The 25588-nt window shown below is 71.9% G+C and carries 25 protein-coding genes; 8 read left to right on the top strand and 17 right to left on the bottom strand.

Annotation, left to right across the window (positions count from 1 at the left end):
• Nucleotides 1–11 precede the first annotated feature (11 nt).
• From ACZ4M3_RS09775 to ACZ4M3_RS09755, 5 genes are all read right to left on the bottom strand, one after another.
• Nucleotides 12–1304, bottom strand: coding sequence for a M18 family aminopeptidase (locus ACZ4M3_RS09775; RefSeq protein ID WP_467731081.1), 1293 nt, complete (start codon nucleotides 1302–1304; stop codon nucleotides 12–14).
• A 102-nt stretch (nucleotides 1305–1406) separates the two neighbouring features.
• On the bottom strand, nucleotides 1407–2147 hold the full coding sequence (locus ACZ4M3_RS09770) for a hypothetical protein (RefSeq protein WP_467731080.1): 741 nt from the start codon (nucleotides 2145–2147) through the stop codon (nucleotides 1407–1409).
• A gap of 170 nt (nucleotides 2148–2317) precedes the next feature.
• Nucleotides 2318–4144, bottom strand: coding sequence for an acyl-CoA dehydrogenase (locus tag ACZ4M3_RS09765; protein WP_467731079.1), 1827 nt, complete (start codon nucleotides 4142–4144; stop codon nucleotides 2318–2320).
• A gap of 67 nt (nucleotides 4145–4211) precedes the next feature.
• Nucleotides 4212–4616 (bottom strand): ATP-binding protein, encoded by a 405-nt coding sequence (locus ACZ4M3_RS09760; RefSeq protein WP_467731078.1) that lies wholly within the window; start codon nucleotides 4614–4616, stop codon nucleotides 4212–4214.
• Complete coding sequence (locus ACZ4M3_RS09755) at nucleotides 4613–4819, bottom strand: hypothetical protein (protein ID WP_467731077.1); 207 nt, start codon at nucleotides 4817–4819, stop codon at nucleotides 4613–4615. The genes ACZ4M3_RS09760 and ACZ4M3_RS09755 overlap by 4 nt, the downstream gene beginning before the upstream one ends.
• 112 nt (nucleotides 4820–4931) lie before the next feature.
• Here ACZ4M3_RS09755 and ACZ4M3_RS09750 point away from each other — a divergent pair, with 112 nt between their 5' ends.
• Genes ACZ4M3_RS09750 through ACZ4M3_RS09740 form a run of 3 tightly spaced genes read left to right on the top strand, consistent with a single transcriptional unit; the run spans nucleotide 4932 to nucleotide 6474 of the window.
• Complete coding sequence (locus ACZ4M3_RS09750) at nucleotides 4932–5783, top strand: helix-turn-helix domain-containing protein (protein WP_361130541.1); 852 nt, start codon at nucleotides 4932–4934, stop codon at nucleotides 5781–5783.
• Nucleotides 5764–5967, top strand: a complete 204-nt coding sequence (locus ACZ4M3_RS09745) for a DUF397 domain-containing protein (protein WP_467731076.1) — start codon at nucleotides 5764–5766, stop codon at nucleotides 5965–5967. The genes ACZ4M3_RS09750 and ACZ4M3_RS09745 overlap by 20 nt, the downstream gene beginning before the upstream one ends.
• Nucleotides 5968–6015: 48 nt before the next feature.
• Nucleotides 6016–6474, top strand: a complete 459-nt coding sequence (locus ACZ4M3_RS09740) for an SseB family protein (RefSeq protein WP_467731075.1) — start codon at nucleotides 6016–6018, stop codon at nucleotides 6472–6474.
• Here the strand turns inward: ACZ4M3_RS09740 and ACZ4M3_RS09735 are convergent.
• Nucleotides 6471–7523, bottom strand: a complete 1053-nt coding sequence (locus ACZ4M3_RS09735; protein ID WP_467731074.1) for an aldo/keto reductase — start codon at nucleotides 7521–7523, stop codon at nucleotides 6471–6473. The genes ACZ4M3_RS09740 and ACZ4M3_RS09735 overlap by 4 nt on opposite strands.
• 101 nt (nucleotides 7524–7624) lie before the next feature.
• Between ACZ4M3_RS09735 and ACZ4M3_RS09730 the strand changes: the two genes are divergently transcribed.
• Both ACZ4M3_RS09730 and ACZ4M3_RS09725 read left to right on the top strand, forming a co-directional pair.
• Entirely contained in the window at nucleotides 7625–8251 is a 627-nt protein-coding gene (locus ACZ4M3_RS09730; RefSeq protein ID WP_467731073.1) for a TetR/AcrR family transcriptional regulator, read from the top strand.
• Nucleotides 8252–8378: 127 nt separating this feature from the next.
• Nucleotides 8379–9341 carry a pirin family protein gene (locus tag ACZ4M3_RS09725; protein WP_467731072.1) on the top strand — a complete coding sequence of 321 codons (963 nt, stop codon included), beginning with the start codon at nucleotides 8379–8381 and terminating at the stop codon, nucleotides 9339–9341.
• 28 nt (nucleotides 9342–9369) lie between these two features.
• Here the strand turns inward: ACZ4M3_RS09725 and ACZ4M3_RS09720 are convergent, their stop codons facing one another.
• Nucleotides 9370–11574 carry a SpoIIE family protein phosphatase gene (locus ACZ4M3_RS09720; RefSeq protein WP_467731071.1) on the bottom strand — a complete coding sequence of 735 codons (2205 nt, stop codon included), beginning with the start codon at nucleotides 11572–11574 and terminating at the stop codon, nucleotides 9370–9372.
• Nucleotides 11575–11733: 159 nt separating this feature from the next.
• On the opposite strand from ACZ4M3_RS09720, the gene aspS reads away from it, so the two are divergent.
• Complete coding sequence (aspS, locus tag ACZ4M3_RS09715; protein ID WP_467731070.1) at nucleotides 11734–13539, top strand: aspartate--tRNA ligase; 1806 nt, start codon at nucleotides 11734–11736, stop codon at nucleotides 13537–13539.
• Between the two features lie 87 nt (nucleotides 13540–13626).
• Here the strand turns inward: aspS and ACZ4M3_RS09710 are convergent, their stop codons facing one another.
• The 3 genes from ACZ4M3_RS09710 to ACZ4M3_RS09700 all read right to left on the bottom strand — a co-directional run bounded on the left by ACZ4M3_RS09710 (nucleotide 13627) and on the right by ACZ4M3_RS09700 (nucleotide 18429).
• Nucleotides 13627–15186 carry a VWA domain-containing protein gene (locus ACZ4M3_RS09710; protein ID WP_467731069.1) on the bottom strand — a complete coding sequence of 520 codons (1560 nt, stop codon included), beginning with the start codon at nucleotides 15184–15186 and terminating at the stop codon, nucleotides 13627–13629.
• A gap of 295 nt (nucleotides 15187–15481) precedes the next feature.
• Nucleotides 15482–17497 (bottom strand): FUSC family protein, encoded by a 2016-nt coding sequence (locus ACZ4M3_RS09705; protein WP_467731068.1) that lies wholly within the window; start codon nucleotides 17495–17497, stop codon nucleotides 15482–15484.
• Nucleotides 17498–17601: 104 nt separating this feature from the next.
• On the bottom strand, nucleotides 17602–18429 hold the full coding sequence (locus ACZ4M3_RS09700; RefSeq protein WP_467731067.1) for a hypothetical protein: 828 nt from the start codon (nucleotides 18427–18429) through the stop codon (nucleotides 17602–17604).
• 156 nt (nucleotides 18430–18585) lie between these two features.
• On the opposite strand from ACZ4M3_RS09700, the gene ACZ4M3_RS09695 reads away from it, so the two are divergent.
• Nucleotides 18586–18996 (top strand): hypothetical protein, encoded by a 411-nt coding sequence (locus ACZ4M3_RS09695; RefSeq protein WP_467731066.1) that lies wholly within the window; start codon nucleotides 18586–18588, stop codon nucleotides 18994–18996.
• A gap of 57 nt (nucleotides 18997–19053) precedes the next feature.
• On the opposite strand, the gene ACZ4M3_RS09690 is transcribed toward ACZ4M3_RS09695, so the two are convergent.
• From ACZ4M3_RS09690 to ACZ4M3_RS09670, 5 genes are all read right to left on the bottom strand, one after another.
• A complete protein-coding gene (locus tag ACZ4M3_RS09690) occupies nucleotides 19054–19203 on the bottom strand; it encodes a hypothetical protein (protein ID WP_467731065.1) in 150 nt (49 codons plus the stop codon).
• 567 nt (nucleotides 19204–19770) lie between these two features.
• On the bottom strand, nucleotides 19771–20430 hold the full coding sequence (locus ACZ4M3_RS09685) for a class F sortase (protein WP_467731064.1): 660 nt from the start codon (nucleotides 20428–20430) through the stop codon (nucleotides 19771–19773).
• 231 nt (nucleotides 20431–20661) lie between these two features.
• Nucleotides 20662–20907: a hypothetical protein gene (locus ACZ4M3_RS09680; RefSeq protein WP_467731063.1), complete on the bottom strand. Its 246-nt coding sequence runs from the start codon at nucleotides 20905–20907 to the stop codon at nucleotides 20662–20664.
• 21 nt (nucleotides 20908–20928) lie between these two features.
• Nucleotides 20929–21687 (bottom strand): CbtA family protein, encoded by a 759-nt coding sequence (locus ACZ4M3_RS09675; RefSeq protein WP_467731062.1) that lies wholly within the window; start codon nucleotides 21685–21687, stop codon nucleotides 20929–20931.
• 17 nt (nucleotides 21688–21704) lie between these two features.
• A complete protein-coding gene (locus tag ACZ4M3_RS09670; protein WP_453356710.1) occupies nucleotides 21705–21920 on the bottom strand; it encodes a CbtB domain-containing protein in 216 nt (71 codons plus the stop codon).
• Nucleotides 21921–22175: 255 nt separating this feature from the next.
• Here ACZ4M3_RS09670 and ACZ4M3_RS09665 point away from each other — a divergent pair, with 255 nt between their 5' ends.
• Nucleotides 22176–22652: a histidine phosphatase family protein gene (locus ACZ4M3_RS09665; protein WP_467731061.1), complete on the top strand. Its 477-nt coding sequence runs from the start codon at nucleotides 22176–22178 to the stop codon at nucleotides 22650–22652.
• Between the two features lie 69 nt (nucleotides 22653–22721).
• Here the strand turns inward: ACZ4M3_RS09665 and pucL are convergent, their stop codons facing one another.
• Both pucL and ACZ4M3_RS09655 read right to left on the bottom strand, forming a co-directional pair.
• Complete coding sequence (gene pucL, locus ACZ4M3_RS09660; RefSeq protein ID WP_467731060.1) at nucleotides 22722–23639, bottom strand: factor-independent urate hydroxylase; 918 nt, start codon at nucleotides 23637–23639, stop codon at nucleotides 22722–22724.
• A 294-nt stretch (nucleotides 23640–23933) separates the two neighbouring features.
• Nucleotides 23934–25283, bottom strand: coding sequence for an aminotransferase class III-fold pyridoxal phosphate-dependent enzyme (locus ACZ4M3_RS09655; RefSeq protein WP_467731059.1), 1350 nt, complete (start codon nucleotides 25281–25283; stop codon nucleotides 23934–23936).
• Between the last annotated feature and the right edge of the window lie 305 nt (nucleotides 25284–25588).

Raw genomic sequence — 25588 nt, 5'->3', positions numbered from 1 at the left:
GGGGCCGGCGCTCAGCCCTCCAGGAACGCCACCAGGGCGTTCGCCAGCAGGAACGGGTCGTCCGCGCCGCACAGTTCGCGGGCGCTGTGCATCGACAGGATCGCCACGCCGATGTCGACGGTCTGGATGCCGTGCCGGGCTGCCGTGATGGGGCCGATCGTCGTGCCGCAGGGCATGGAGTTGTTGGAGACGAAGGTCTGCCACGGCACCCCGGCCCGTTCGCAGGCGGCCGCGAACACCGCGCGCCCGCTGCCGTCGGTGGCGTACCGCTGGTTGACGTTGACCTTGAGGATCGGGCCGCCGTTGGCACGCGGGTGGTGCGTCGGGTCGTGCCGCTCACCGTAGTTGGGGTGCACCGCGTGGCCGGTGTCCGAGGACAGGCAGACGGTGCCCGCGAAGGCGCGCGCCCGGTCCTCGTACGAGCCGCCGCGCGAGAAGACAGAACGTTCCAGCACGTTGCCCAGCAGCGGGCCGTCCGCGCCGGTGTCGGACTGCGAGCCGTTCTCCTCGTGGTCGAAGGCGGCCAGCACCGGGATGTGGTCGAGCCCGGCCGCGCCCGAGACGGCCGCCAGCGCCGCGACCCCCGCGTGCACCGACAGCAGGTTGTCCATGCGCGGGCCGGCCAGCAGCTCGCGGTCGCGGCCCAGGTACGCGGGCGCCTCGATCGAGTGGACCATCAGGTCCCACCCGGCCACCGCGCCCTGGGGCAGGCCCTCTTCCTCTTCCAGGAACGCGATCAGGTCGCCCTCCTGCACCTCGCCCAGGCCCCAGATCGGCTGCATGTGACGCTGCTTGTCGAGCTTGAGCCCGTCGGTGTTCACCGACCGGTCCAGGTGCACGGCGAGTTGGGGTACGCGCAGCAGCGCCCGGTCCACGTTCACCAGCCGCTCGCTGCCGTCCCGCAGCGTCAGTCGGCCGGCCAGGCCGAGGTCGCGGTCCAGCCAGGTGTTGAGCAGCGTCCCGCCGTAGATCTCGACCGCGATCTGCCGCCAGCCCTGCGAGCCCGTGTCGGGGACCGGCTTGACGCGCAGGTTGGGGGAGTCGGTGTGGGCGCCGATGATGCGGAACGGGGTGTGTGCGGTGGCGCCTTCCGGTACGTACCAGGCGATGATCGCCCCGCCGCGGAGTACGAACCTGCCCCCCGTTCCCGAGTCCCAGGCATCCGTTTCCGACAACTGCCTGAAGCCTGCCTTTTCCAGCCGCTCGGCCGCGTTGGCCACGGCATGGTACGGCGACGGACTGGCCGTCAGGAAGGCCATCAGATCGTCGGTGTGGCCGCGGTCGAAGTGGGCGGGAGAGCTCATGTGGTTCACCTTAACGACGGTCGTGTTCGCCATGGCCGGACTGCGGCGGATAGCGGAAAGGTCAGGGTGGCGCGGGATGTGTGGCCCGCGGTCCCGTCGTTTTCAGCCCGGCGGACGCTCGAATCTGCGCTGTAGTTGCCGCCGCTCGCCCCGGCGGATGCGCGGGAGCATCTCGGGGGTCTGCGGCGGGCGCTGCGCGCGTCTTTTGCGTCCGGCGCAGAAGATACAGGCCTCACCCGGCGGGGCATCGGGGTCGATCGGTGCTCCGGGGTGTTCGGAGCATCCGGAGGCGTTGCGGGGGCGGGACAGTTCCCGGGCGACGATGAAGGCGCGGTGCAGGTCGTCCGCGATCCGTACGAAGTCGCCGGCGGCGGAGGAGATGGCGAGGTGGAAGCGCTGGTCCTCGATCGTACGGAGGTACCCGCGCAGCAGTTCGTGGGTGTACGGGGGCTCGGGCACCGGGTAGCCCAGCCGGCGCTGCTCCCCGGCGGCCGGGGCGGCGGGGCCGGGGCGCCCGCCGTGCCGGCGCAGGCCGAGCCGGCGCCGGTCGTTGCAGATCAGGCAGCGGCCCCAGCCGTCCGGCGCCTCGGGGTCGAGGGCGCCGTTGGGGTGTTCGGGGCAGCCGGTGTAGCTCTTGGCGGGGGCCAGCCCGGCGGCGGTCTGGAACGCGGTGTAGAGCGCGTCGGCGAGGCCCTCGTACTCGGCGGGGTGGGAGCCGTCGTACAGCTCCCGGGCGTGGTCGCCGAGGCTGCCCAGGGTCGCTTGCAGCTCCTTGAGGGCGTACGGCCGCCCGGTGGGGACGGAGTACCCCCTGCCGTTGCCGTGCTGATCCTGTGGAGTCATGCCTAGAGCGTCCCACGGCCGACTGACAAGGGAGGAATGCGCAGGTGGCGGCCGCGTGCGAAGGGGCTCCCGGCCCCTTGCCCCGCGGCCGGGCCCCGCCCCGTACGCCAGCGGCCGGACCCCCCTGCGGAGGTCCGGCCGCTGTGTACGGCACCGTGCGGCGGCGCAGCCTAGAAGGCGGCCTCGTCGAGCTCCATGAGGCTGTTGTCGACGCTCTCGGCCAGCGCGCGCTGGACCGAGACGCCCGGCAGGACCTCCGCGGCGAAGAACTTCGCGGCGGCGATCTTGCCGGTGTAGAAGGCGACGTCCTTGGCGGAGGCGCTCGCCAGCTTCTCGGCGGCCACGGCGGCGCCCTTGAGCAGCAGGTACCCGACGACCACGTCACCGGAGGCCATCAGCAGGCGGGTGGTGTTCTGGCCGACCTTGTAGATGTTCTTGACGTCCTCGCCGGTGGCGGTGAGGTCGACGATCATCTGGCCGACGATGGCCTCCAGGTCCACGGCGGCCTTGGCGAGCGCGTCGCGGGCCGGGGCGAGGTCGTCGCCGCCGACGGCCTCGGCCAGGAACTTCTTGATCGTCTCGGAGAGGACGTTCAGGGAGGCGCCCTGGTCGCGGACGATCTTCCGGAAGAAGAAGTCCTGGCCCTGGATCGCCGTGGTGCCCTCGTAGAGGGTGTCGATCTTGGCGTCCCGGATGTACTGCTCGATCGGGTATTCCTGGAGGTAACCGGAACCGCCGAAGGTCTGCAGCGACTGTGCGAGCTGCTCGTACGACTTCTCCGAGCCGTAGCCCTTCACGATCGGCAGGAGCAGGTCGTTCAGGCCGACGAGGGCGGAGGCGTCCTCGCCCGCCGCCTGCTTGACCTGGATCTCGTCCTGGATCGAGGCGGTGTACAGCACCAGGGCGCGCATGCCCTCGGCGTACGCCTTCTGCGTCATGAGCGAGCGGCGCACGTCGGGGTGGTGCGTGATGGTGACCTTGGGGGCCGTCTTGTCCATGAAGTTGGCCAGGTCCGGGCCCTGCACGCGCTCCTTGGCGTACTCCAGCGCGTTCAGGTAGCCGGTCGACAGGGTGGCGATGGCCTTCGTGCCGACCATCATCCGGGCGAACTCGATGATCATGAACATCTGGCGGATGCCGTCGTGCTTGTCGCCGATCAGCCAGCCCTTGGCGGGGTGCTGGTCGCCGAAGGTCATCTCGCAGGTGTTGGAGGCCTTGAGGCCCATCTTGTGCTCGACGTTCGTCGCGTAGACGCCGTTGCGCTCGCCCAGCTCGCCGGTCTCCCAGTCGAAGTGGAACTTCGGGACGAGGAAGAGGGACAGGCCCTTGGTGCCCGGGCCGTGGCCCTCGGGGCGGGCGAGGACGTAGTGGAGGATGTTCTCCGACATGTCGTGCTCACCGGACGTGATGAAGCGCTTCACGCCCTCGATGTGCCAGGAGCCGTCGGCCTGCTGGACCGCCTTGGTGCGGCCGGCGCCGACGTCCGAGCCGGCGTCCGGCTCGGTGAGGACCATGGTCGAGCCCCACTGCTTCTCGACGGCGATCTCGGCGATCTTCTTCTGTGCCTCGTTGCCCTCTTCGAAGAGCACCCCGGCGAAGGCCGGGCCGGAGGAGTACATCCACACGGCCGGGTTGGCGCCGAGCAGCAGCTCCGCGTAGGCCCAGATGAGGGAGCGGGGCGAGGTGGTGCCGCCGATCTCCTCGGGCAGGCCCAGGCGCCAGTACTCGGAGTCCATGAAGGCCTGGTAGCTCTTCTTGAAGGAGGCCGGGACGGGCGCGGTGTTGGTGGCCGGGTCGAAGACCGGCGGGTTGCGGTCGGCGTCCTCGAAGGAGGCGGCCAGGTCGTTCTCGGCGAGCTTGGTCAGCTCGGCCAGGATGCTCTTGGCGGTCTCGGTGTCCATCTCGCCGAACGGGCCGGTGCCGTACAGCTTGTCGCGGCCGAGCACCTCGAAGAGGTTGAACTCGATGTCGCGGAGATTCGACTTGTAGTGCCCCATGGCGACGGCTCCGTTAAGGCTCGGTGAGACGGGTTCCTCGTACATACCAATCGGTAACAACATGATGCTACCCACCGGTAATAAGGGCAACCCTCCTGCCCGGACTGTGACCAGGGTCAAGCTCGCACCACACCGTCTTGCATCCCGGCCCCTGTGTCACCCCCCAGCGCAGCGCCACCGCGTCGAGCAGGGCCAGCCCGCGCCCGCACTCGTCGGCCTCGGTCGCCCGGCGCAGTACGGGCCAGGCGCGCGGATCGGGATCGGTGAGCTCGACCCGCGTGCGGGTTGCCCTTCCGGTGATCCGCAGGGTGACGGGGGTGCCCTCGCCGAGGTGGGTGATCACGTTGGCCAGCAGCTCGCTGACGCAGAGCTGTACGTCGGCGCACGGCTCCCCGAGATGCTCCCGCACGGCCCGCCGTACGTCGGCCACCGCCTGCGGTACGGCGAGCAGCCGGAGCGTGAGGCCGCTCACCGGCCGGCCAGTACGGCGGCCAGGCGCTGTGCGGTGGCGGTGTTGCAGTTGCCGAGGGTGATCAGGGGCGGGTTGCCGTAGCCGCTGGCGTAGGAGGCGAGGTGGAGGTCGAGCGAGGGCAACGTGATCCCGTGCGCGGTGAGTGCGGCGCGGAGCTGTGCCAGGGCCTCGATTGCTTCGCGGTCGGCGGGGTGGGTGCTCATGGGGGGGCCTCTTCTGTGCGGAGTGTGACGAACCGCTCACAGCGTGGCGCCGCCGGGCGTAGCGTGGGAAGGGTTTCGGCTCCACAGTGCGAGGTGTGGAAGGCAGGCGATTGTGGCCGCGGGTAAGGACATTGACGGCTCGGCGAGCGTGCCGGCCTTCTACGGCAAGGAGCTGCGCTGGCGGAGGGAGGCGGCAGGCCTCACGCTTCAGCAAACTGTTGAGGACAGCTTCTACGGGGCCACCTACTTGAGCGAGATCGAGCGGGCCCAGCGGCGGATGCCGGAGGATCTCGCGCGCCACGTCGACCAGGTGCTAAATACGGACGGGTTCTTCTCGCGGCGCTGCGAGGACGTCCGGAAGGCCAAGCGGGGCGCGCACGCCGAGTACTTCGCGCCGGTCGCGGAGGCGATGGCGCGGGCACGGACCATCGAGGAGTGGAGCAATGCGCTCATCCCTGGGCTGCTCCAGACGGAGCCGTACGCACGGGCGGTCATCCACTCCACGCATCCGCTGGACCTCCCCGAAGAGGTGGATGCGAAGGTCCGGGCCCGCATGCAGCGGGCCGCTCTGTTCGAGGACCCGAAGCGGCCGGAGTACTGGACGATCCTGCATGAGTGCCTGGTGCGCCAGCCGCTGTTGCCGCCAAGTGAGATGGCCGATCAGCTCGACCGCATCGCCGCCTTGGCGCGACGCCGCCGGATCGTTCCACAAGTCCTGCTGTGGAGTCCTGCCATCCAGCCGTTCCTGGGGCTCCCATTGATGTTCATGGAATTCGAGGACGAGCCGCCGCTCGCGTACACGGAGGGCCCGTATCACGGGCAGCTGGTGGACGATCCGGCCCTCGTGAAGCGGTACCGCACGTCATACGATCGGCTCAGGGCCGCCGCACTGTCGCCGGAGGCATCCCTCGCCATGATTGAGCAAGCCGCTGAGGAGTACAGAAATGGCAAGCAACGGGAGTGAGTTCGGTACCGTGCTCTGGCGCAAGAGCAGCTACAGCAACGGCGACGGCGGCAACTGTGTCGAGGTGGCCGACGGGCTGGCCGGACTCGTACCCGTCCGGGACTCGAAGCGGCCGAGCGGGCCCATGATCGTCGTCACCGCGTCGGCGTGGGCCCCCTTCGTGGACACCCTCAAGGGGGCCTGACCGGAACTCGGCGGCCCGGCGGGTCACCGCCTCGGTAGGCTTCGGCCCATGTACGGCTATGACCAGACCCCGGGCGCCCAGCAGGGCTACGCGCAGCCCCCGCCCCAGCAGGGCTACGCGCAGCAGCCGCCGCTGTACCCCGAGCCGTCTCCCCCCTCCCTCGCGGACGCGGTACGGGCCTTCACCACCGGCCAGCTCGCCGCCGAGGACTTCCAGCAGATCTTCGCGACCTCGAAGGTCTACTGCCCGCGCGGGGAGACCCCCGGCTTCCTCGCACTGCACAACACGCAGCAGCCGGTGATCCCGATGTTCACCACGCTCAAGGAGCTGCGCCGGTACGCCGGCAAGGAGTCCAAGTACTTCGTCATCACCGGCGCCGAGGTCATCGACCTGCTCCCGACCGGGTACGGCTTCGTCCTCGACATGGAGGGCGACCACCGGATGGTGTTCGACGCGAAGGCGGTCGAGCAGATGGTCGACTACGCCATGCGCCGCATGTACGGCTAGCCGACGCCCGGGGTCGGGACCGCCGGCGGGTTGAGCCGCGCGAAGCCCTCCTGGCGTTCGTACGGGAAGTAGGGGTACGGGGCCGGGCGGTGGCTCGCCGCGTCCAGCCTCGCCATCTGCTCGGGGGTGAGCGTCCAGCCCACCGCGCCCAGGTTCTGGCGCAGTTGCTCCTCGTTGCGGGCGCCGATGATGACCGAGGAAACGGTGGGCCGCTGGAGCAGCCACCGCAGGGCGATCTGCGGGACGGCCCTGCCGGTCTCGTCCGCGATCTCGTCCAGCGCGTCTACCACGCGGTACAGGTGCTCGTCCTCCACCGGCGGACCGTAGTCGGCGGTGTCGTGCAGCCTGCTTCCGGTGGGCAGCGGCCGGCCGCGGCGGATCCTGCCGGTGAGCCGGCCCCAGCCGAGCGGGCTCCATACGATCGCGCCGAGTCCCTGGTCGAGTCCGAGCGGCATCAACTCCCACTCGTAGTCGCGGCCGATGAGGGAGTAGTAGACCTGGTGGGCGACGTAGCGATGCCGGCCGTGCCGGTCGGCGGCGGCCAGCGACTTCATCGTCTGCCAGCCGGAGAAGTTGGAGACGCCGACGTAACGGATCTTCCCGGCCCGGACCAGGTCGTCCAGGGTGGACACCACCTCCTCGACCGGGGTCCCGGCGTCGAAGGCGTGCAGCTGGAAGAGGTCGATGTGGTCGGTGCCGAGGCGGCGCAGGGCGGCGTCCACCGAACCGATCAGCCGTGAACGTGAGGTACCCGCGTCGGCGGGGCCGTCGCCCGTGGGCAGGCCGGCCTTGGTGGAGATGAGCACCCGGTCGCGACGGCCCTTGAGGGCGGCCCCGAGCACTTCTTCCGAGGCGCCGGCGGAGTAGACGTCGGCGGTGTCGAACATCGTGATTCCGGCGTCCAGGCAGATGTCGACGAGGCGGCGGGCCTCCTCGACGCCGGTGGTGCCCCAGGCGCCGAAGAGCGGTCCCTGTCCGCCGAAGGTGCCGGCACCGAAGCTCAGCGCCGGGACCTGGAGCCCGGACGTACCCAGCCGCCTGTATTCCATGACGTATCCCCTCTCCCCTGCGGCACCTAATGGATCCACAGTCCCGTTAAGATGTGCTCACCGTAGCAAGTCCTCGCTATAAATGGAACAGGAGTCCCGTTATGGAGCTACCGGAGGGACGCCCCCAGGTGGAGCCGGGGGCCGTACGGCCCGGTGGGCGCACGGCGCGGGTGCGGGCCGCCGTGCTGCGGGCCGCCGGAGACGTACTGGCGGAGGAGGGGTTCGCCCACCTCGACCTGGCCGACGTCGCGCGCCGTGCGGAGGTCGGGAAGACGACCGTGTACCGCCGCTGGGGCACGGTCACCGGCCTCGTGGCCGACCTGCTGTCGGACATGGCGCAGCAGTCCGTGCCGCGTACGGAGACCGGCTCGCTGCTGGGGGACCTGACGGCCAACGCCCGTCTGGTGGCGCGGACGCTCGCCGACCCCCGGCAAGGGGCCCTGTTCAAGGCGGTGATCGCGGCCGCCACCTGTGACCCGAAGGCGGCGGAGGCGTTGCACGGCTTCTACGCCGTCCGCGTCGCCGAGTGGGCGCCCTGCGTCGAGCAGGCGGCCGCCCGGGGTGAGGTGCCCGCGGACACCGACCCGCACGAGGTGATCCGCGCGGTGTCGGCCCCCCTCTATTACCGGCTGCTGACCACGGCCGCCCTGCTGGACGAGGCGGCCGCCGACCGTGCCGCGGTTGCCGCGGCGGTGGCCGCGCGCGCGGGGGCGTACGTACGCCGCTGAGCCGTCGGGAGGCCTGGTGGGCCGCGCATCCGGGGCCGGGAATGGCGGCGGGGGGCGCACTGTTCAGTCAGGTGTGGCAGAAAGTTCGAGATTCAACTAAACTCGACGCCAGAAGGAGGTTCCGACCATGCCTGCAGTGACTGTGGAGAACCCGTTGACGCTCCCCCGCGTCGCGGAACCGGCCCAGGAGACCGCCGCCCGTAAGGTGCTGGCCGTCACGACCGCCCCCGGTGGTTTCGAGGGCGAGGGATTCCCGGTGCGCCGCGCGTTCGCCGGGATCAACTACCAGTACCTCGACCCGTTCATCATGATGGACCAGATGGGCGAGGTGGAGTACGCGCCGGGCGAGCCGAAGGGCACCCCCTGGCACCCCCACCGCGGCTTCGAGACCGTCACCTACCTGATCGACGGAACCTTCGTCCACCAGGACAGCAACGGCGGCGGCGGCGTCATCAACGGCGGCGACACGCAGTGGATGACCGCCGGTTCCGGCCTCCTGCACATCGAGGCCCCGCCGGAGTCGCTCGTCGTCAGCGGCGGGCTCTTCCACGGCCTCCAGCTGTGGGTGAACCTCCCCGCCTCCGACAAGATGATGCCCCCGCGCTACCAGGACATCGGCGGCGGTCAGGTGCAGCTGCTGACCACCCCGGACGGCGGCGCGCTGCTCCGGGTGATCGCCGGTGAGCTCGACGGGCACCAGGGCCCGGGCATCACCCACACCCCGATCACGATGATCCACGCGACCGTCACCCCGGGCGCGCAGATCACCCTCCCGTGGCGCGCGGACTTCAACGCCCTCGCCTACGTCATGGCCGGACGCGGCTCGGTCGGCGAGGACCGGCGGCCGGTCCAGACCGGGCAGACGGCGGTGTTCGGCGAAGGCGGCTCGCTCACGGTGCGGGCGGACGCGTCGCAGGACTCCAACGCCCCGGCGCTGGAGATCATCCTGCTCGGCGGCCGGCCGATCCGGGAACCCATGGCGCACTACGGGCCGTTCGTGATGAACAGCAAGCACGAACTCCAGCAGGCGTTCGACGACTTCCAGGCCGGCCGACTGGGAACCGTCCCCACCACGCCGCGGACCCGCTAGTCAGTCCCCCGCCGGCCCTCCCGGGGCGTCAGCCCTGGGAGTCGTCGGCCTTCGCCTGCTCCGACAGCTCGAACCAGATCGACTTGCCCTCGCCGCGCGGGTCCACCCCCCACGCGTCGGCCAGCATCTCCATCAGCAGGACCCCGCGGCCGCTGGACGCCATCTCGCCCGGGTGCCGTTTGTGCGGGAGCTCGTCGCTGGAGTCCGCGACCTCCACCCGCAGCCGCCGGGTCCCCAACTCGCCGACCGCCTCCGCGACCAGCAGCGCGTCGCCGTCGGTGTGCGTCAGTACGTTCGTCACCATCTCGGAGACCATCAGCTCCGCCGAGTCCACCTGGTCCGGGTCCGCCCAGTCGTGCAGCAGCTCCCGGATCTGCCGCCGCACGCCGGAGATCCGTTCCGGCTCGGCCTGGGCCACGGTCAGCATGGTGCGCCGCGCCGGGCGCGTGAGGTGCGGGGCCGATGCGCCGCAGCCGCAGCCCGCGCCCTCGCGGCACAGCAGCACCACGGCTATGTCGTCCTCGCGCCGGTCGGCCAGCGGACCGGTGGTGTGGTGCGAGTACGGGCCGTGGACGGCCTGGACCAGCAGGTCCGCCAGCTTTTCCAGGTGCCCGGAGTCCGGGCCGCCGGCGTCCGGGTCCTCGGCTTCGAGGACGGCCCGCAGCCGCGCCCAGCCCGTCTCCAGGTCGTGTCCGCCCGTCTCGATGAGCCCGTCGGTGCACAGCATCAGCGTCTCGCCCGGTTCGAGGGTGAAGCGGGTGGTGGGGTAGTCGGTGTCCGGGACGATGCCGAGCGGGAGGCCGCCCGCCGTCGGCCGCATCATGACCGTGCCGTCCGTCATCCGGACCACCGGATCGGGGTGGCCCGCGCGGGCCACTTCCAGCAGGCCGGTGCGCGGGTCGCACTCCATGTAGAGGCAGGTCGCGAAGCGCGGGCTGGTGTGGTCCGGGTCGGGGCCGCCCTCGGCGTAGCCGTCCGCGTACCCGTCGGGGCCGCCGTCCTTCTCCTGCGACGAGCACAGCCCGGAGAGGAAGCGGGAGGCGCGGGAGAGCACCGCGTCCGGCCGGTGTCCCTCCGAGGCGTAGGCCCGGACCGCGATCCGCAGCTGTCCCATCAGGCCCGCCGCGCGTACGTCGTGCCCCTGGACGTCCCCGATGACCAGCGCGAACCGGCCCGAGGGGAGCGGGATCATGTCGTACCAGTCGCCGCCGACCTGGAGTCCGCCGCCGGTCGGAACGTACCGGGCGGCGATCCGCATGCCGGGGATCTCGGGGCCGAGCTGCGGCATCATCGACCGTTGGAGACCGGTGGTGAGTTCCCGCTCGGACTCCGTCACCCCGGCCCGCTGGAGGGCCTGGGCCAGCATCCGCGCCACCGTGGTCAGTACCGACCGCTCGTCCGGCGAGAAGGACACCGGGTGCTTGAAGGCCGCCATCCACGCCCCCATGGTCCGCCCGGCCACGATCAGCGGGACGAACGCCCAGGAGGACCGGCCGAAGGGTGCGGCCAGCGGCCAGGTGGCCGGGAAGCGCCGTTTGTACTCCTCGGACGTCGGCAGGTAGACCGCCCGTCCGGTACGGACCACCTCCGCGGCGGGGTAGGCCGTGTCCAGCCGCATCTCCGTGAAGGGGCTCTCGTCCCCCGGGCCGTGCCCGTGGTGGCCGATGACCGACAGCCGGTCGCCGTCGACGCCGAAGACGGCCAGCCCGTCGGGGCTGAACCCGGGCATCGAGAGGGAGGCGGCCACCCGCAGCACCTCAGCCGTCGACCGGGCCTCGGCCAGCGCCCGGCCCGCGTCCAGCAGGAACGCCTCGCGGGAGCGCCGCCAGTCGCCGGTGATCGGGGTGTGCGCGGCGGTCGTGCCCGGCTGGGGCTCGGCGATCTCCTGGACCGTGCCGATCAGCTCGTAGTCGATCCGGCCGCGCGTCGTGGGCGCCGGCACCGGCTTGGAGCGGCTGCGTACGGTGCGCAGCACCCGCCCCTCCGGGTCGACGATCCGCAGCCGCGCCTCGGCGAGGGTGCCCTCGGCGACGGCCAGGTCCACGATCGCGTTGATCTCGTTCCAGTCCACCGGGTGGAACCGCGACCGTACGGCCACCTCCGGCAGGACCACGGGCTCGGCGGGCAGCCCGAGCAGCCGGGCGGCCTCGCCGTCGAGGGTGACCGTCCCGGAGGCGTTGTCCCATCGCCACAGGCCCGTCGCGATGGCGGCCAGGACGTCCTCGGTGCGCACCCGGTCATCTTTACAGGTGATCAGGCCCGGCTGCCTGTCCAGGGCGCCCCGGCCACCCGATCCGGGGCCCTCCGCGGCCGCGCCAGCACGGCACCCGTCCCGGACGGTAACCTTGTGAGGGTTGAATCCACCCTGGTATCGCGAAGAACTGGATGACTGATGCATCGGTACAGGTCCCACACGTGCGGCGAGCTTCGTGCCTCCGACGTCAACGCTGACGTCCGGCTGAGCGGCTGGGTGCACAATCGTCGAGACCTGGGCGGCATCCTCTTCATCGATCTGCGTGACCACTACGGCATCACGCAGCTGGTCGCCCGTCCCGGCACCGCCGCGAACGAGGCGCTGAGCAGCGTCAGCAAGGAGACCGTCGTCCGGATCGACGGCAAGGTCGTCTCGCGCGGCGCGGACAACGTCAACCCCGAGCTGCCCACCGGCGAGATCGAGATCGAGGTCTCCGAGGTCGAGGTGCTCGGCGCGGCCGGCCCGCTGCCCTTCACCATCAACACCGACGACGGGGTGAACGAGGAGCGGCGCCTGGAGTACCGCTTCCTCGACCTGCGCCGCGAGCGCATGCACCGCAACATCATGCTGCGCTCGGCCGTGATCGCCTCCATCCGCTCCAAGATGGTGGCCCTCGGCTTCAACGAGATGGCGACCCCGATCCTCACCGCGACCTCCCCCGAGGGCGCCCGTGACTTCGTCGTCCCGTCCCGCCTGAACCCGGGCAAGTTCTACGCCCTGCCGCAGGCGCCGCAGCAGTTCAAGCAGCTGCTGATGATCTCCGGCTTCGACCGGTACTTCCAGATCGCGCCCTGCTTCCGCGACGAGGACGCCCGCGCCGACCGCTCGCCGGGCGAGTTCTACCAGCTCGACGTCGAGATGTCCTTCGTGGAGCAGGAGGACGTCTTCCAGCCCATCGAGCGGCTGATGACCGAGCTCTTCACCGAGTTCGGCGGCGGCCGCGCCGTCACCTCGCCGTTCCCGCGCATCCCGTTCCGCGAGTCGATGCTCAAGTACGGCAACGACAAGCCCGACCTGCGCGCCAAGCTGGAGCTCGTCGACATCTCCGACGTCTTCGAGGGCTCGGAGTTCAAGGCGTTCGCCGGCAAGCACGTGCGTGCGCTGGCCGTCCCGGACACCGCCGGGCAGCCGCGCAAGTTCTTCGACGGCCTGGGCGAGTACGCGATCTCGCTGGGCGCCAAGGGCCTGGCCTGGGTGCGCGTGGGCGAGGACGGCGCCCTGACGGGCCCCATCGCCAAGTTCCTCACCGAGGAGAACGTCAAGGTCCTCACCGAGCGTCTCGGCCTCGCCGCCGGGCACGCGGTGTTCTTCGGCGCGGGCGAGTTCGACGAGGTCTCCAAGATCATGGGCCCGGTCCGGGTCGAGGCCGCCAAGCGCGCCGGCCAGTTCGAGGAGAACGTCTTCCGCTTCTGCTGGATCGTCGACTTCCCGATGTACGAGAAGGACGAGGAGACCGGCAAGATCGACTTCTCGCACAACCCCTTCTCCATGCCGCAGGGCGGCATGAAGGACCTGGAGGAGAAGGACCCGCTCGACATCCTGGCGTGGCAGTACGACATCGTCTGCAACGGCATCGAGCTGTCCTCCGGCGCCATCCGCAACCACGAGCCCGAGGTCATGCTCAAGGCCTTCGAGATCGCCGGCTACGACGCCGAGACCGTCGAGCGGGAGTTCGCCGGCATGCTGCGCGCGTTCCGTCTCGGCGCCCCGCCGCACGGTGGCATCGCCCCCGGCGTCGACCGCATCGTGATGCTCCTGGCCGACGAGCCGAACATCCGCGAGACGATCGCCTTCCCGCTCAACGGCAACGCGCAGGACCTGATGATGGGCGCGCCGACCGTGCTGGAGGAGTCCCGCCTGCGCGAGCTGAACATCGCGCTGCGCAAGCCGGTGGAGACCAAGAGCTCCGAGCCGGTCGAGAAGTCGGTCAAGCCGCACCAGTAGGCCGCGGCGGTCCGGCAGGACCCGTCGTACCCAGCGCGCAGGGCCCGGGATCGGTGATCCCGGGCCCTGCGCGTTGTGCGGGTCGGCTCAGAAGCGGTCGAGGACGCCCTTGAGGAGGGCCGCCGAGGTCAGCTCCTGCGGGGCGGGCCCGGCGTGGAAGAAGCCGGCGTTCTCGGCGTCCAGCTTGCGCAGGAAGTCGAAGGCCTTGGAGTCGTGGTCGCCGAAGGCGACGAACTGCCAGTGGATGTCGTGCCCGGCCGCGTCGGCGAGGGCCTGCTTGGCGGGCTGACGGTTGTCGGGGGCCCCGTCGGTCTGGAAGACCACCAGCGCGCGGTGGTCGCCGCCGTCCTTCTGGTACCGCTCGACGACCGCCTCGACGGCCACGTGGTAGCTGGTGCGGCCCATGCGGCCGAGCTCGGCGTGGCGGGACTCGACCCAGGTGGCGTCGTGGGCGTCGAGGGTGAGGTCGGCGGTGCCGTCCACCTCCGTGGAGAAGAAGACGGTGTGCACGGTCGCCTCTTCGTCCAGGTGCGCGGCGAGGGCGAGGGCGTGGTCCGCGAGGTACTGGGCGCTGCCGTCCTTGTAGAACCCGCGCATGGAGCCGGAGCGGTCCAGGACGAGGTACACCTTGGCGCGCGCCCCGGCCTTGCCCTTGCCGCGCAGCACCTGACCGGCGGCCTTGTAGGCGGCGGCCACCTCGGGCGCCTGCCGCTTGACGGCGGCGAGCACGACGGCGGGCCCGGCCTCGGCCGCATCCGCGGCGGCGACGGGCTCCGGGGCCGTCTCCGGCTCCGCCTCGGGTGCGGCGGCGGTCACCGGCTCGGGCTCCGCCGCAGGTGCGGCCTCGGCCTTCGGCCCGGCGGCGACCGGCGCGGATGCGGTTTCCGGCTCGGCAGCAGCGGACACCGGCTCGGACACGGCCTTGGCCTTGGTCTCGGCGACCGGCTCCGGTGCGGTTTCCGGCTCCGCCTCAGGCGCGGCCTCGGCCTCCGGCTCGGTGGCAGCCGCCTCGGGCGCATCCGGTGCGGCGGCGGCCCCGGCTTCGGTCTCCGCCTCGGGTGCGGCGGCGGCCTCGGCCTGGTTCTCGGCCTCCGGCTCGGCGGCGATCGGCTCTGCCTCAGGTGCGGCGGCGGTCACCGGCGCGGGCTCCGCCTCGGGTCCGGTTTCGGCCTTCGGCTCGGTGGCGGCCGGCTCCGGGGCGGTCTCGGCGTCGGCCTCGGGCTTCGCGGCCGGCTCGGCTTCCGCTTCGGCCTGCGGGGCGGGTTCCGCTTCGGCGGCCGGTTCCGTGGCGGGCGTGGCTTCCGCTTCGGCCTTCGCCGCCGGTTGGGCCGGGTGGGGAACCGGGGCGGGGGAGGCGCCGGTTGGGGTTTCCGAGGTGACCGTCGGAGACGGACGGCGGGCCTCCGGGACCGTCGGGTCCGTCGTCTGGGGCGGCGCCGTCAGAACCGTGCCCGGCTCGCGGTCACGCGGCGCGGACTGCGGCGGGACCGTCGGGTTGTCGAAGGACGCCGCCACCAGCTCGGCCGCCACGTCCAGCGGCGTGCGTTCGGCCTGGTTCGGGACGGCCGCCGACGGGGCGTCCGACGAATCCGGAACCGGTTCGGGAGACCGTCCGAACACCTTGCGCAACAAGCTCCGAATACCCATGGGCCAGGCCTTTCGCATGTGTGCGTGCGTCATTTGTCCGTGCTGCGCGGTAGATCCCTACCCAGAGTGGACACGTAAGGTTATCGGCCCCTTGGCTGGAACGTCGGCAGGGGCGCCAATCGTGGCGTTCCTGTCACCTGCGCACCCTGAGGGGCCTGCGAGAACTCCTACTTCACCGCCTCCGGTTCACGAAGCGTTCACTCCCGTGTCATGGCATCCGCGCGATCCGGGGATCGGTTTCACGTGAAACAACCCGCCCCCGGCAGGAGTTCGGCCCCGCCGTGGCCGCGAGCCGTCAGTGCTCGGTGGCGATGGCCCGTGCGGCCGCCACCTCCTGGTGCACCGGGGCCAGTACGGACTCCTCCGCCCCCGCCGGCAGCGGGGCTACCCGGACCTTCTCCGGGGTCCTGCTGTTCCGTACCCCCTCCGCCAGGCCGCGCAGCTCGGCGGTGACGGTGGCCACCTCCTCGGGAGCGGGCGGCTCGGCCCCGTGGTTGACCCGCACCCGGGCGGCGGTCGTGGCGTCCACGATCCGCTCGACGGCCACGACCAGGGGCCACCACGCGGCGGCCCGCGCCCCAGTGGGCGGCGGCTCGGTCAGCGCCCGTTGGAACTCGCTCCGTACGCCCGACAGCTCGCGGTAGATCCGCCGCCGGGCATGGAGCCGGGCGGTCCGCGCGGCCGCCCGGTCGGCCTCCGTCGCGTCGGCGGCGGCGAACGCCCGCTCCACGTACCGGGCCGAGTCCTCGACGGCGTCGGCCAGCCGGTCCCCGATCCGGGTGTGCCAGCTCTCGGGCCACAGCAGGTACCCCGCGACCAGGGTGATGGCGCAGCCGATCAGGCTGTCCAGCAGCCGGGGCAGGATCAGATCGAAGCCCTGGTGGTTGAGCTGGTCCGACAGCAGCAGGATCACCGGGGTGATCGTGGCGGTCTGGAAGGCGTACCCCTTCACGGAGAACGCCGGGATCAGCGCGGCCAGCGCCGCCATGACCGGTACGTCCCACCACCCGCGCGGTACCTCGGAGAGCACGGCAGCGGCCAGGACCAGCCCGGCCGCGGTGCCCAGTGCCCGCAGCACCGCGCGCGAGAACACCGAACCGAAGTCCGGCTTGAGGACGAAGGTGACCGTCAGGGCGACCCAGTACGAGCGCTCGACCGGCACCAGCGAGACCAGCGACTGGGCGAGCCCGATGCACAGGGCGAGCCGCAGGCCGTAGCGCCAGGAGGCCCCCGACAGCGCCATGTCGCGCACCACCCGCCCGGCCCGGACGCGCAGGGCGGCCGGCCTGCCGAGCCGGTCGTCGATGTTGTACGGGTCGGGCTCCTCCTCGTGCACCAGGACCGTCGCGTAGCGCAGCGCCTTGTCGACGGCCCGCTGGGACGGTCCGTGCGGCGGGGGGAGTTCCAGTACCGGTGCCCCGGTGCGGCCCCCTTCCACGACCCGGCCCAGCTCCCGCACGGCCGCCGGCACCTCCGGCGGCAGGGGGCGGCCGCTCAGGTGCACGGCGGGCGCCGCGTCCACGAGCGGGACCAGCACGTTCAGCTGGACCAGCAACCGCACGAGGGAGGGGTTGCGGCCGTGGACCCGGGCCCGGCGGCCCAGTACGAGGTCGTAGGCGTGGTTCAGGGAGTGGGTGACCCCCAGTCGCCGCTCCTCGTAGTCGGGGCCGCCCGCTGCCTCCAGGGCGTCGGCGAGGGCCCGGTAGCAGGCCCCGACGGCGGCCCGTTCGGGTTGCCGTCCGCGCAGCGGCCAGCCCAACAGGGTCAGCACCAGTACGAACAGCCCGCCGGCGGCGAGCAGCAGCGGCGCGGTCCACCAGGGCTTGGGGAGCGGCAGTCCGGCCCCCACCACGGCGTTGAGCAGGAGCAGCAGCCCGGAGACGGACGCGACCGTGCCGATCGAGGAGATCATCCCGGAGACGAGGGCGATCAGGGTGAGGGCGCCCACCGCCAGCCAGCCGTGCCCGAACACGAGCGTTCCGAGCGCTACGCCGACGGCGCCGAACACCTGGGGGACGGCGATGTTCAGAATCCGCATCCGGTAGGCGTCGGCGGTGTCCCCGATCACCCCGGACAGCGCACCCATCGAGACGAGCGCACCGTATTCGGGCTCGCCGAGGGCGAAGCCGACGGCGAGCGGGGCGGACAGGGCGATCCCGGCGCGCACGACGGCGGCCCACGGCACCGGTGCTTTGCTCGGCCGTAGACCCTTGAGCAGCCAGGCGGGCGGCGTCAGTGGGAGCTGCCGGGCTGCGGGCCGGGCCCGTGGCTGCCCGGGCGGTATGTGCTCGGTGCGTCGTTCGCTGGTCATTCCCGCTTCCGTGGCGCCGCTCGCGAATCGGTTCTGCTGGGGTTCTGCCGGGAGGGTTCTACGGGGTTCTGTGGAGTTCTGGGCCTGTTGCGTACGTTCAGAGCTTATGGGGTGCGGCGCAGTCGCCCGGTCAGCCATGCGGCCAGGGCGGCGGCGAGTCCGATGGCCAGCACCAGCCATGCGGTGGTGCGCAGGAACGAGGTGAGCGCGTCGTACACCGCTCCGGCGGCCGGGCGGTCGACGTCGGGCGGCAGATCGTCCAGGGTGAGGCGGCGGCAGACTTCGACGCTGATCCACAGCAGCACCGCCCCCACGGCGAGCCCGATGCCGGTGGCCAGGACGGCGCGCCGGCGCCGCACGGCGACGGCGACCGCCGCGACGGCGAGGACGAGGGTCAGCAGGGGAAGCCAGACGCCGGCGACCTGGAGCATGCGGAATCCTCTCCGGAGCGCGCCGAGATCGTCGTACTCCATGACCTTGACGGACAGGTGCGTGACGGGGATGCGGTCCGCGAACGGCACCCCGTCCCCGACGAGTTCCCCCTTGACCTCGGCGAGCACCGGCGCCAGATCGATGGTCACGGCGTCGCCGTGCCCCGTCGTGAGCGCGCGGAAGAACGCGGCGTGCGCGGCGCGGTTGGCTGCGTCCCACGCCGTCCGGTACGCGGGCGTCCCGACGAAGGAGCGCAGGGCCTCGCCGAGCAGGGTGTCGACGCCGCCCTGGAACGGGCCGGCGTCGATCTGCCCGGCCAGCGCCCGGGTGCTCTCCGTGACGACCACGTTCTGCACGGCCGGGTTCCGGGCCAGCGGGGACATGGCCGCGGTGTAGTGGTCGGCGTCGCCCAGCTCCCGGTCGGCCCAGTACGCGACGGCGCTCGCCGGCACCAGCAGGGCCACGAGCACGATCAGAACCGCCGACAACGAGGTGCGCACGTCACCAGGGAACGCCCTGGGGGCCCCGCCGGGCCAGCTCTGTTGCTGCGTCCGGGTGACGTCGGACCCGGCGCGTCGCCCGGGTGGCCGGGTTGATCCACTTGCCGCCCCGGGGCGGCGGGTGTGCCCTGGAGGGTGGACAGAGAGGAGCTGGCCATGGCACATGCGGCACCCACCGCTCCCCGGCGGCCCCAGCGGATGGCAGGGGCGGACATGCGGCACGTCAGCAGGACCGCACTGGTGGTCCCCCTGCTGCTCGGCCTCGTCTACGGGGTCTGGGCGGCCTTCATCCAGCGTCAGATGGGCCCGGTCGACGCCGGCAACGTCTTCTACGGGATCCTGTGCGGCGTCGTCTTCGCCGGCTGCGTGTTCGCTCTCTCCCGGTTCGGCCCACGGCTCGCGCGCGAACTGCACGCCGCCTCGTGGGGCGCCTTCGGGGGCATCGCCATCGGCTACCTGTTCAGCCTCACGAACGAATCGGTGCTCCGCTCCGTGGCGCTCGGCCTGGCGGTGGCCGTGGGCACCGCACTCACCACGTTCTACTGGTACTACACGCACGAGGACTGATTCCGGGCGTGGCACGCGTCGGCGCCGGTGCCACACGGGACCGGCGCCGACGTCAGCTCACTCCGCCGGTGCGGTCCCGGCCGGGCGCGGGGACGGGTCGCCCTGTCCGGTGTCCTCGGCCTCGGGGCGGCGGGTCGGCGGCGGGGTGGAGCGGAGGGCTTCGGCGCGGATCATGGCGTTCAGCGCCGCGTACGGGTCGATGGGCATGACGGAACCTCACGGTGTCGCAGGAGTGTGGGCAGGACGCGCTGCGTACGGGCGCCTCGACCCCGCGGGACCGGGCCGGCGGGGCGAAACGCCCGGGCCCGCTCAGCAGCGGAGGACCACACTCCGTACCGCCTGCCGCGCCGATTCCGCCCCGACCGGGGTGGCGCTGGGCGGGTGAGCGGCACGTTTCACGTGAAACACCAACGGCGGCCGCCGTACCTCGGGCGTCTCGCGCGTGAACGTCCGCAGGGCCGGCCGTGCCTCGACATCCGGGGCCGGATCCGACGAGGATCCGTCGGAGGGCTCCGCGGGGGCGGTGGCAGCCGGACGGGACTCGGCGGCCATGGCCGCCGCAGGACCGGCGCCGAATACGCACAGCAGTACGACGCAGGCCACCGTCAGGGCCTTCGCCAGCACCGCCCGCGCATACCGCGCACCGTTCATGCCCTGCTGTGTGCCCCGACGCGCCGGAGACCGTGCCGCAGCTGCGCGAGAAACGCCCGATGGGGGGACGAAGACACCCCTGTCGGCTGACCCGCGTCCCGTCGGCTGACAGACGGCCGCGGTTCAGCGGGTGTGGTGGCGGCCCGTCAGCCGGGCCGTGACGACGGCGTCGCCGCCGACCAGCCTCAGTCCCGCCCGCTCCGGCCGCTCGGCCCGCTCTCCCCGCTCCCGGCGCCGGGTCCGCTCCCGCCGGACCGGCCCTCCGTCGCCGTCCACCGGCACGACCCGCTCGACGGTGAACACGGCCGTACGGTGATCCGCGCGGGCGATCTCGATGACGCGCCCGCGCCGCAGACCGGCGAGCCGCAGCTCCTTGCCGGTGACGACGGCGGTACCGGCCGATCCCGGGGCCGGGCTGTCCGGGTCCCAGCGGGCCCCGCCTTCCGGGTTCCGGGAGGACAGCCGGACGTCCGTCCCCGCGCTCGGGATCCGCAGGCGCACCGGCCGCGCCACCCGCATCGGCTGGACGGCGCTGCCCGAAGAACCCCGCACGGGCCGGGAGCCGCCGGGAGCGTGCGGACCGGCCTGGCCGGGGTACTCGCCGCCGTGCTCCAGCTCCCGCACGAGACGCCGGTGACCGGTCAGCCCCAGCGCCCGCGACGGCAGCGCGTCACTCACGGCGACGGCCTCGGGCTCGGCGCCCTGGGTACTGTGCAACATCGCTACGCCGGTGCCGAGCAGAGTGACCGTCAGCGCACCGACGGCCCACTGGGCGCGGGCCATGGCATTCCCTCCTGGTCCGGCTCGGGCGGCCGGATCCTGTCAGCAGTGGACCGCTCCCGGCCCCCGCACACATCGGCAGGCGCCGGACACTGCCGACATGTCACCGGTGTGTCGTAACAGCCCGGGCGCGTCTTCGCAGCTGGAGGCGGTTGTGCCCGCTGTATTTCGGCCGCCGCGGCCGGTGCACCCGTACGGGTGAGGAGAGGAGGGCGGGAGTGGTCACCGCCGGGTTCAGACCACCACCAGGGCCGCCGCCGCGGCGCCCATCAGCGCGGCGGCCACATGGATGGCGGGGTGCCCGTAGTCACCGAACCAGAGCTGCCGGGCCAGCCCACCGAGGCCGGCCAGCGCCACGATGACGCCGATCTGTGCCAGCAGGGTGATGGCGGTGAAGGGGGCCAGGAGCAGCAGGACGGAGCTCAGCCAGAACGGTGCAGCACCCGTCCAGCCTCGCCATTCCCAGATCGCCGTCTGCATGTGCCACTGGCCCCTTCCCTGTCAACTTGTCGGCTGCACAGCCTCCTTGGGTGCGGTGGCGGGCGCAAGGGCGCGTTCGGCTAGATATCCGAAGGACAGGCCGAAAGTCGTCCACAGCGCTGCCTGGATGGTGAGGGACGCGAGCCGGAACTGCCAGATCAGCACGGCCGGGAAGTCCGCCGGTACCTCGTTGATGCCGGGCAGCAGGGCGTACGCGAGGGCGACGGCCACGACGAACGCGAGACCGGCGACGACCGAGGCGTTCCAGTTGCCCATGCGCGGAGCGAGCCGCCGCCCCAGGATGAGCGCACCCGACGCGAGGAGCACGCTCAAGGCGATCATCAGCACGAACAGCGTCGTGCGGTGGACGACCGTCTCGGGGTCGCCGACGGCCGGGGGGTTGGAGGGGTACTTGAAGAACGGCACCAGGTTGACGGTGACGAACAGGCCCCCGGCGACCAGCGCCGCCGTGGCCCGCGGGCCGAAGCGGCCGATGCGGCCCAGGGCGTAGCAGAAGACGAGCGCGGCGATGCCGCCGAGCGCGACCCCGTAGAGCAGGGTGCCGGTGCCCAGTCCGGCCGTCGCCTGGAGGGCCCGGCTCACCGGGGCGGCGGCTTCGTCACCGTGGTCGTGACCGGCGGAGGCCGCCTCCTCAAGGGCGATCGCAGCGTCGACCTTCGACTCGCCCAGGACGTAGGCGACGAGGAAGGCGGCCACCCCGGCCAGCAGCCCGGACAGCATGCCCCGGACGAGGAACACGCGGGGGGACACGGAGTTCATGTGGTTCGTACTCCGGATCAGTGGCAGGGGAAGCCGAGGAGGTGACGGCCGTCGTGCATCCACTCGTGGACGGTGTTGCCCTCGAAGAGCGCGGTCGCGCCCTGCTCGGCGCCGACGAGGTAGAGCAGGAAGAGCGTCACGATGCCCGCGAAGACGGCCCAAGGGGCCAGGGCGGAAAGGGAAATCGGGGCGATGGCGGCGGGCGCCGTCGTGGGCGCGGCAGAGTGAGCCATGGCAGAACCTCCAGAGGGAACACGCGTCCCGGTCAGTGGTGCTCTTTGACGAAGGTGGCGGGTCTGACTTCCCTCCCCCACTCCTGCGGGAGGATTCACAGTGGCGCGACCGTGCCGGAATCTCACCGGTACTTCCGTCATACCTTCGTCATGTCGTCCGTGACGGTACCGCGCGCGTGGCTTGAACACCACGGCGTGTGCTCGTCGTCTCACGCCCCGGGCGCGCGCCCCAGCCGCCGGCCCTACCCTCTTGGCATGCCCGTCGTACGCCTGCGTCTGGTGACGCCACCCCTCGGACCGGCCGCCCGCCAAGGGCGGTTCGGGTACGGAGCACCCTGCCCCGGACACGACGGCCTGCGCGGCCCCGACATGGGGGAGTGGGCGGGCCGGACCCTGGACGAGGTCGCCGCCGTGGACCCGGAGGCGGTCGGGCAGTGGCTCACCGACCCGTCGTACGCGCCCCCGGGCGGCGGGGAGCCGGTGGCGGCGCTGATCGCGCGTACGGGCGCCCACCTCGCCGGACTCGCGCCCGGCACGTACCGCGCGGTGGTGGAGCAGGCCGTCGTACGGGCGGCCGTGGTGTACGCCCTGGAGCTGCCCGCGGCGGCCTTCTGGCGGCTCGACGTCCGGCCGCAGACCGTCACCACGCTCACCGGACGCTCGGGGCGCTGGAACCTGCTCGTGGGACAGCCGGACGGCCCGGACCCCGCGACGCGGTCCGGGCCGAACTGACCGGTGTGCGCTGCCCGAACGGTCCGCGCGGGCTGACCGCTGTGCGCGAACCGGCCGGCCGCGCGGGCGTTACGCGACGATCCAGTCGCTGGTCGCGATGACCGGCCGCACCCCGTCGCGGTGGATGGTGCCCTCGATCAGGCCGTACATCCGGTCCGCCGCGAAGTAGACCTCGTTGTCGTTCTTGAGGCCGAAGGGCTCCAGGTCGACCAGGAAGTGGTGCTTGTTGGGCAGGTTCAGCCGGACCTCGTTGACCCGCGGGCAGTGGTCCAGCACCCGCTCGGCCATCTGGTTCAGGGTCTGCTGGAGCGAGTACGAGTACGTCTCCGCGAACGCGTCGAGCAGGTGCTTGCGGACCTTCTTGTACGACCGGTCCCAGTCGTACCTGGCGTCGTCGGCGGCCAGCGCCGAGTGCGCCCAGCGGGCCGTGACCTTGGTCGCCAGGATGCGGTCGTACGCCTCCTGGAGCGTCGTGTACTTGTCCTTGATGTAGCCGTGGAACTCGGAGTTCGTCGAGTTCATCACCGTCAGGTCCGTCAAGCCCGAGATGACCTGGAGCCCGGTCGTCTCGCTGTACGTGATCTGCGCGGTGCGCACCTCCTGCCCCTTGCGGACGAAGGAGTGCTGCTCCTTGCGCGTCGGCACCGGGATCCGGTCCCAGGCGTACTCCTCGATGCGGATCTGTGCCTCGCGGATCGGCTGCTGTGAGGAGACGAAGTGCTTGGCGAGGAGGATGCCGAAGGCCTCGGGCGAGTCGATGCCGTGTTCCTTGGCGAAGGCGTACACCGTGTTCTTCGTGGTGTCCGTCGGCAGGCAGTTGGCGTTGTCGCCGGTCAGGTGGACGTCGCGGAACTCACCGCGGAGCGCGACCGAGACGTTGAGGTCACGGATCTCGTGCCAAGACCCTTCGCTGCCCTTGCGGGTGACCTTGACGATGCGGTTCTCGGCCTTGCCGTACTGGTTCTGGGCCAGGACGTGCTTGCTCATGCTGTCTTCCTTCGGGTCTCGGGAACACGGAGTCCGGTGGTCTGGATCCCGTACGCCCGGCGTCCAGCGTCCGCCCGAAAGAAGGCGTGCCGCTCCCCGCCGTTCGGCCCGCGCGGGGCCGCCCCGGGACTGACGTGCATCCCGGTCCGTAGGTGCTGGGTGGTGCGCGGTGGGTGCTTCGTACCGCTCACCGGATTGCAACACGCGCACGGCGCGATCTCCACCGCACGGATCATCCGAACACCCGCACCCACGGATTGGGCGACCCCACAGCAGCGGGGCGGTACGCGCAGGTCAGGCCATGTGCGCGTCCGCGACCGACAGGGCCTCGTCGAGGATCGCCAGGCCCTTGGCCACGTCCTGCTCCGAGATGTTGCACGGCGGCGCGACGTGGATCCGGTTGCCGGCGGTCAGCGGCCACAGGCCGCCCTTCTTGCAGGCCGCCCCGAACGCGGCCATCGGCGCGTTGTCGGCGCCCGAGGCGTTGTACGGGACGAGCGGCTCGCCCGTCTCCGCGTCCCGTACGAGTTCCAGCGCCCAGAAGGTGCCCAGGCCCCGCACCTCGCCGACCGAGGGGTGCCGCTCGGCGAGCGCGCGCAGGCCCGGCCCCAGCAGCTCGGCGCCGGTGCGGGCGGATTGCTCGACGACGCCCTCCTCCTCCATCGTGTTGATGGTGGCGACCGCGGCGGCGCAGGCCAGCACGTGGCCGGAGTACGTCAGCCCGCCCGGGTAGGGCCGGCGGGCGAAGGTCTCGGCGATCGCGGCGGAGATGGCGACGCCGCCGAGCGGCACGTACCCGCTGGTGACGCCCTTGGCGAAGCACAGCAGGTCGGGGGTGACGTCCCAGTGCTCGCAGGCGAACCACTTGCCGGTGCGGCCGAAGCCGACCATGACCTCGTCCAGGATGAAGACGATGCCGTAGCGGTCGCAGAGCTCGCGCACCCCGGCCAGGTAGCCGGGCGGCGGCACGAGCACGCCCGGGGCGCCGCCGACCGTCTCCAGGATGACCGCGGCGATCGACTGGGGGCCTTCGAAGACGATGGTGTCCTCGAGGTGGCGCAGGGCGCGGGCGCTCTCCTCGGCGTCGGTGGCGGCGTGGAAGGGCGAGCGGTAGCGGAACGGGCCCCAGAAGTGCACGACGCCGGCGGTCGCCGAGTCGTTGCCGAAGCGCCGGGCGTCGCCGGTCAGGTTGATCGCGGCGGACGTGGCGCCGTGGTACGAGCGGTACGCGGCCAGCACCTTCGGCCGGCCGGTGTGCACGCGGGCCATCCGGACGGCGTTCTCGACGGCCTCGGCGCCGGCGTTGGTGAAGAAGACCTTGTCGAGGTCGCCGGGGGTGCGCTCGGCGATGAGGCGGGCGGCCTCGGAGCGGGCGTCCACGGCGAAACCGGGGGCGACGGTGCAGAGCTTCCCGGCTTGCTCCGCGATGGCGGCGGCGACCTTGGGGTGCTGGTAGCCGACGTTCGTGTAGACGAGCGCGCTGGAGAAGTCGAGGTAGCGGTTGCCCTCGTAGTCCCAGAAGTACGAACCCTCGGCCCCCGCGACGGCGAGCGGGTCGATGAGTTCCTGCGCCGACCAGGAGTGGAAGACGTGCTTCCGGTCGGCGTCTTTGACGGCTGCGTGGGCGTCGGCGGCTGCGTTCATAATCCGAGGGTAGTTGTCCAGAATGTGGACAACAGCCCCGCCGGACCTGACGGATCCGGCGGAGGGGCTTCGCCGCGGCCCCGCGGCCGCACTAGCGTCGGCCGCCGGTCACCGGAGCGGGCTCGTCGGGGCGGCCGGGAGGCGGCGGTACGGGAGGTTTCCGCACGGGGGTGGGAAACGTCCCGGCCGAAGCGGCCGCGCACACCCGACGAGCCCGTGCCGGTGAGGCGGCTCACATTCTGGAATCGGATTCCCGTCATACGGAAGTTGCCCGCAGTGGCCCCGTGGCGTTCCCGGGGCTGGTC

The organism is Streptomyces sp. NPDC026522 (assembly GCF_055567555.1).
The sequence above is the reverse complement of the archived record's forward strand: the minus strand, read 5'-3'. Positions and strand labels throughout refer to the sequence as shown.

Bases quoted from the DNA above. Each gene is read 5' to 3' on its own strand.
- ACZ4M3_RS09765 (WP_467731079.1), bottom strand. From the start codon at position 4,144: ATGGGGCACTACAAGTCGAATCTCCGCGACATCGAGTTCAACCTCTTC.
- ACZ4M3_RS09665 (WP_467731061.1), top strand. From the start codon at position 22,176: ATGCCCGTCGTACGCCTGCGTCTGGTGACGCCACCCCTCGGACCGGCC.
- ACZ4M3_RS09675 (WP_467731062.1), bottom strand. From the start codon at position 21,687: ATGAACTCCGTGTCCCCCCGCGTGTTCCTCGTCCGGGGCATGCTGTCC.
- ACZ4M3_RS09770 (WP_467731080.1), bottom strand. From the start codon at position 2,147: ATGACTCCACAGGATCAGCACGGCAACGGCAGGGGGTACTCCGTCCCC.
- ACZ4M3_RS09740 (WP_467731075.1), top strand. From the start codon at position 6,016: ATGTACGGCTATGACCAGACCCCGGGCGCCCAGCAGGGCTACGCGCAG.
- ACZ4M3_RS09745 (WP_467731076.1), top strand. From the start codon at position 5,764: ATGGCAAGCAACGGGAGTGAGTTCGGTACCGTGCTCTGGCGCAAGAGC.
- ACZ4M3_RS09710 (WP_467731069.1), bottom strand. From the start codon at position 15,186: ATGGGTATTCGGAGCTTGTTGCGCAAGGTGTTCGGACGGTCTCCCGAA.
- ACZ4M3_RS09755 (WP_467731077.1), bottom strand. From the start codon at position 4,819: ATGAGCACCCACCCCGCCGACCGCGAAGCAATCGAGGCCCTGGCACAG.
- ACZ4M3_RS09680 (WP_467731063.1), bottom strand. From the start codon at position 20,907: ATGCAGACGGCGATCTGGGAATGGCGAGGCTGGACGGGTGCTGCACCG.
- ACZ4M3_RS09695 (WP_467731066.1), top strand. From the start codon at position 18,586: ATGGCACATGCGGCACCCACCGCTCCCCGGCGGCCCCAGCGGATGGCA.
- ACZ4M3_RS09730 (WP_467731073.1), top strand. From the start codon at position 7,625: ATGGAGCTACCGGAGGGACGCCCCCAGGTGGAGCCGGGGGCCGTACGG.
- ACZ4M3_RS09690 (WP_467731065.1), bottom strand. From the start codon at position 19,203: ATGCCCATCGACCCGTACGCGGCGCTGAACGCCATGATCCGCGCCGAA.
- pucL (WP_467731060.1), bottom strand. From the start codon at position 23,639: ATGAGCAAGCACGTCCTGGCCCAGAACCAGTACGGCAAGGCCGAGAAC.
- aspS (WP_467731070.1), top strand. From the start codon at position 11,734: ATGCATCGGTACAGGTCCCACACGTGCGGCGAGCTTCGTGCCTCCGAC.
- ACZ4M3_RS09725 (WP_467731072.1), top strand. From the start codon at position 8,379: ATGCCTGCAGTGACTGTGGAGAACCCGTTGACGCTCCCCCGCGTCGCG.
- ACZ4M3_RS09775 (WP_467731081.1), bottom strand. From the start codon at position 1,304: ATGAGCTCTCCCGCCCACTTCGACCGCGGCCACACCGACGATCTGATG.
- ACZ4M3_RS09735 (WP_467731074.1), bottom strand. From the start codon at position 7,523: ATGGAATACAGGCGGCTGGGTACGTCCGGGCTCCAGGTCCCGGCGCTG.
- ACZ4M3_RS09685 (WP_467731064.1), bottom strand. From the start codon at position 20,430: ATGGCCCGCGCCCAGTGGGCCGTCGGTGCGCTGACGGTCACTCTGCTC.
- ACZ4M3_RS09670 (WP_453356710.1), bottom strand. From the start codon at position 21,920: ATGGCTCACTCTGCCGCGCCCACGACGGCGCCCGCCGCCATCGCCCCG.
- ACZ4M3_RS09655 (WP_467731059.1), bottom strand. From the start codon at position 25,283: ATGAACGCAGCCGCCGACGCCCACGCAGCCGTCAAAGACGCCGACCGG.
- ACZ4M3_RS09705 (WP_467731068.1), bottom strand. From the start codon at position 17,497: ATGACCAGCGAACGACGCACCGAGCACATACCGCCCGGGCAGCCACGG.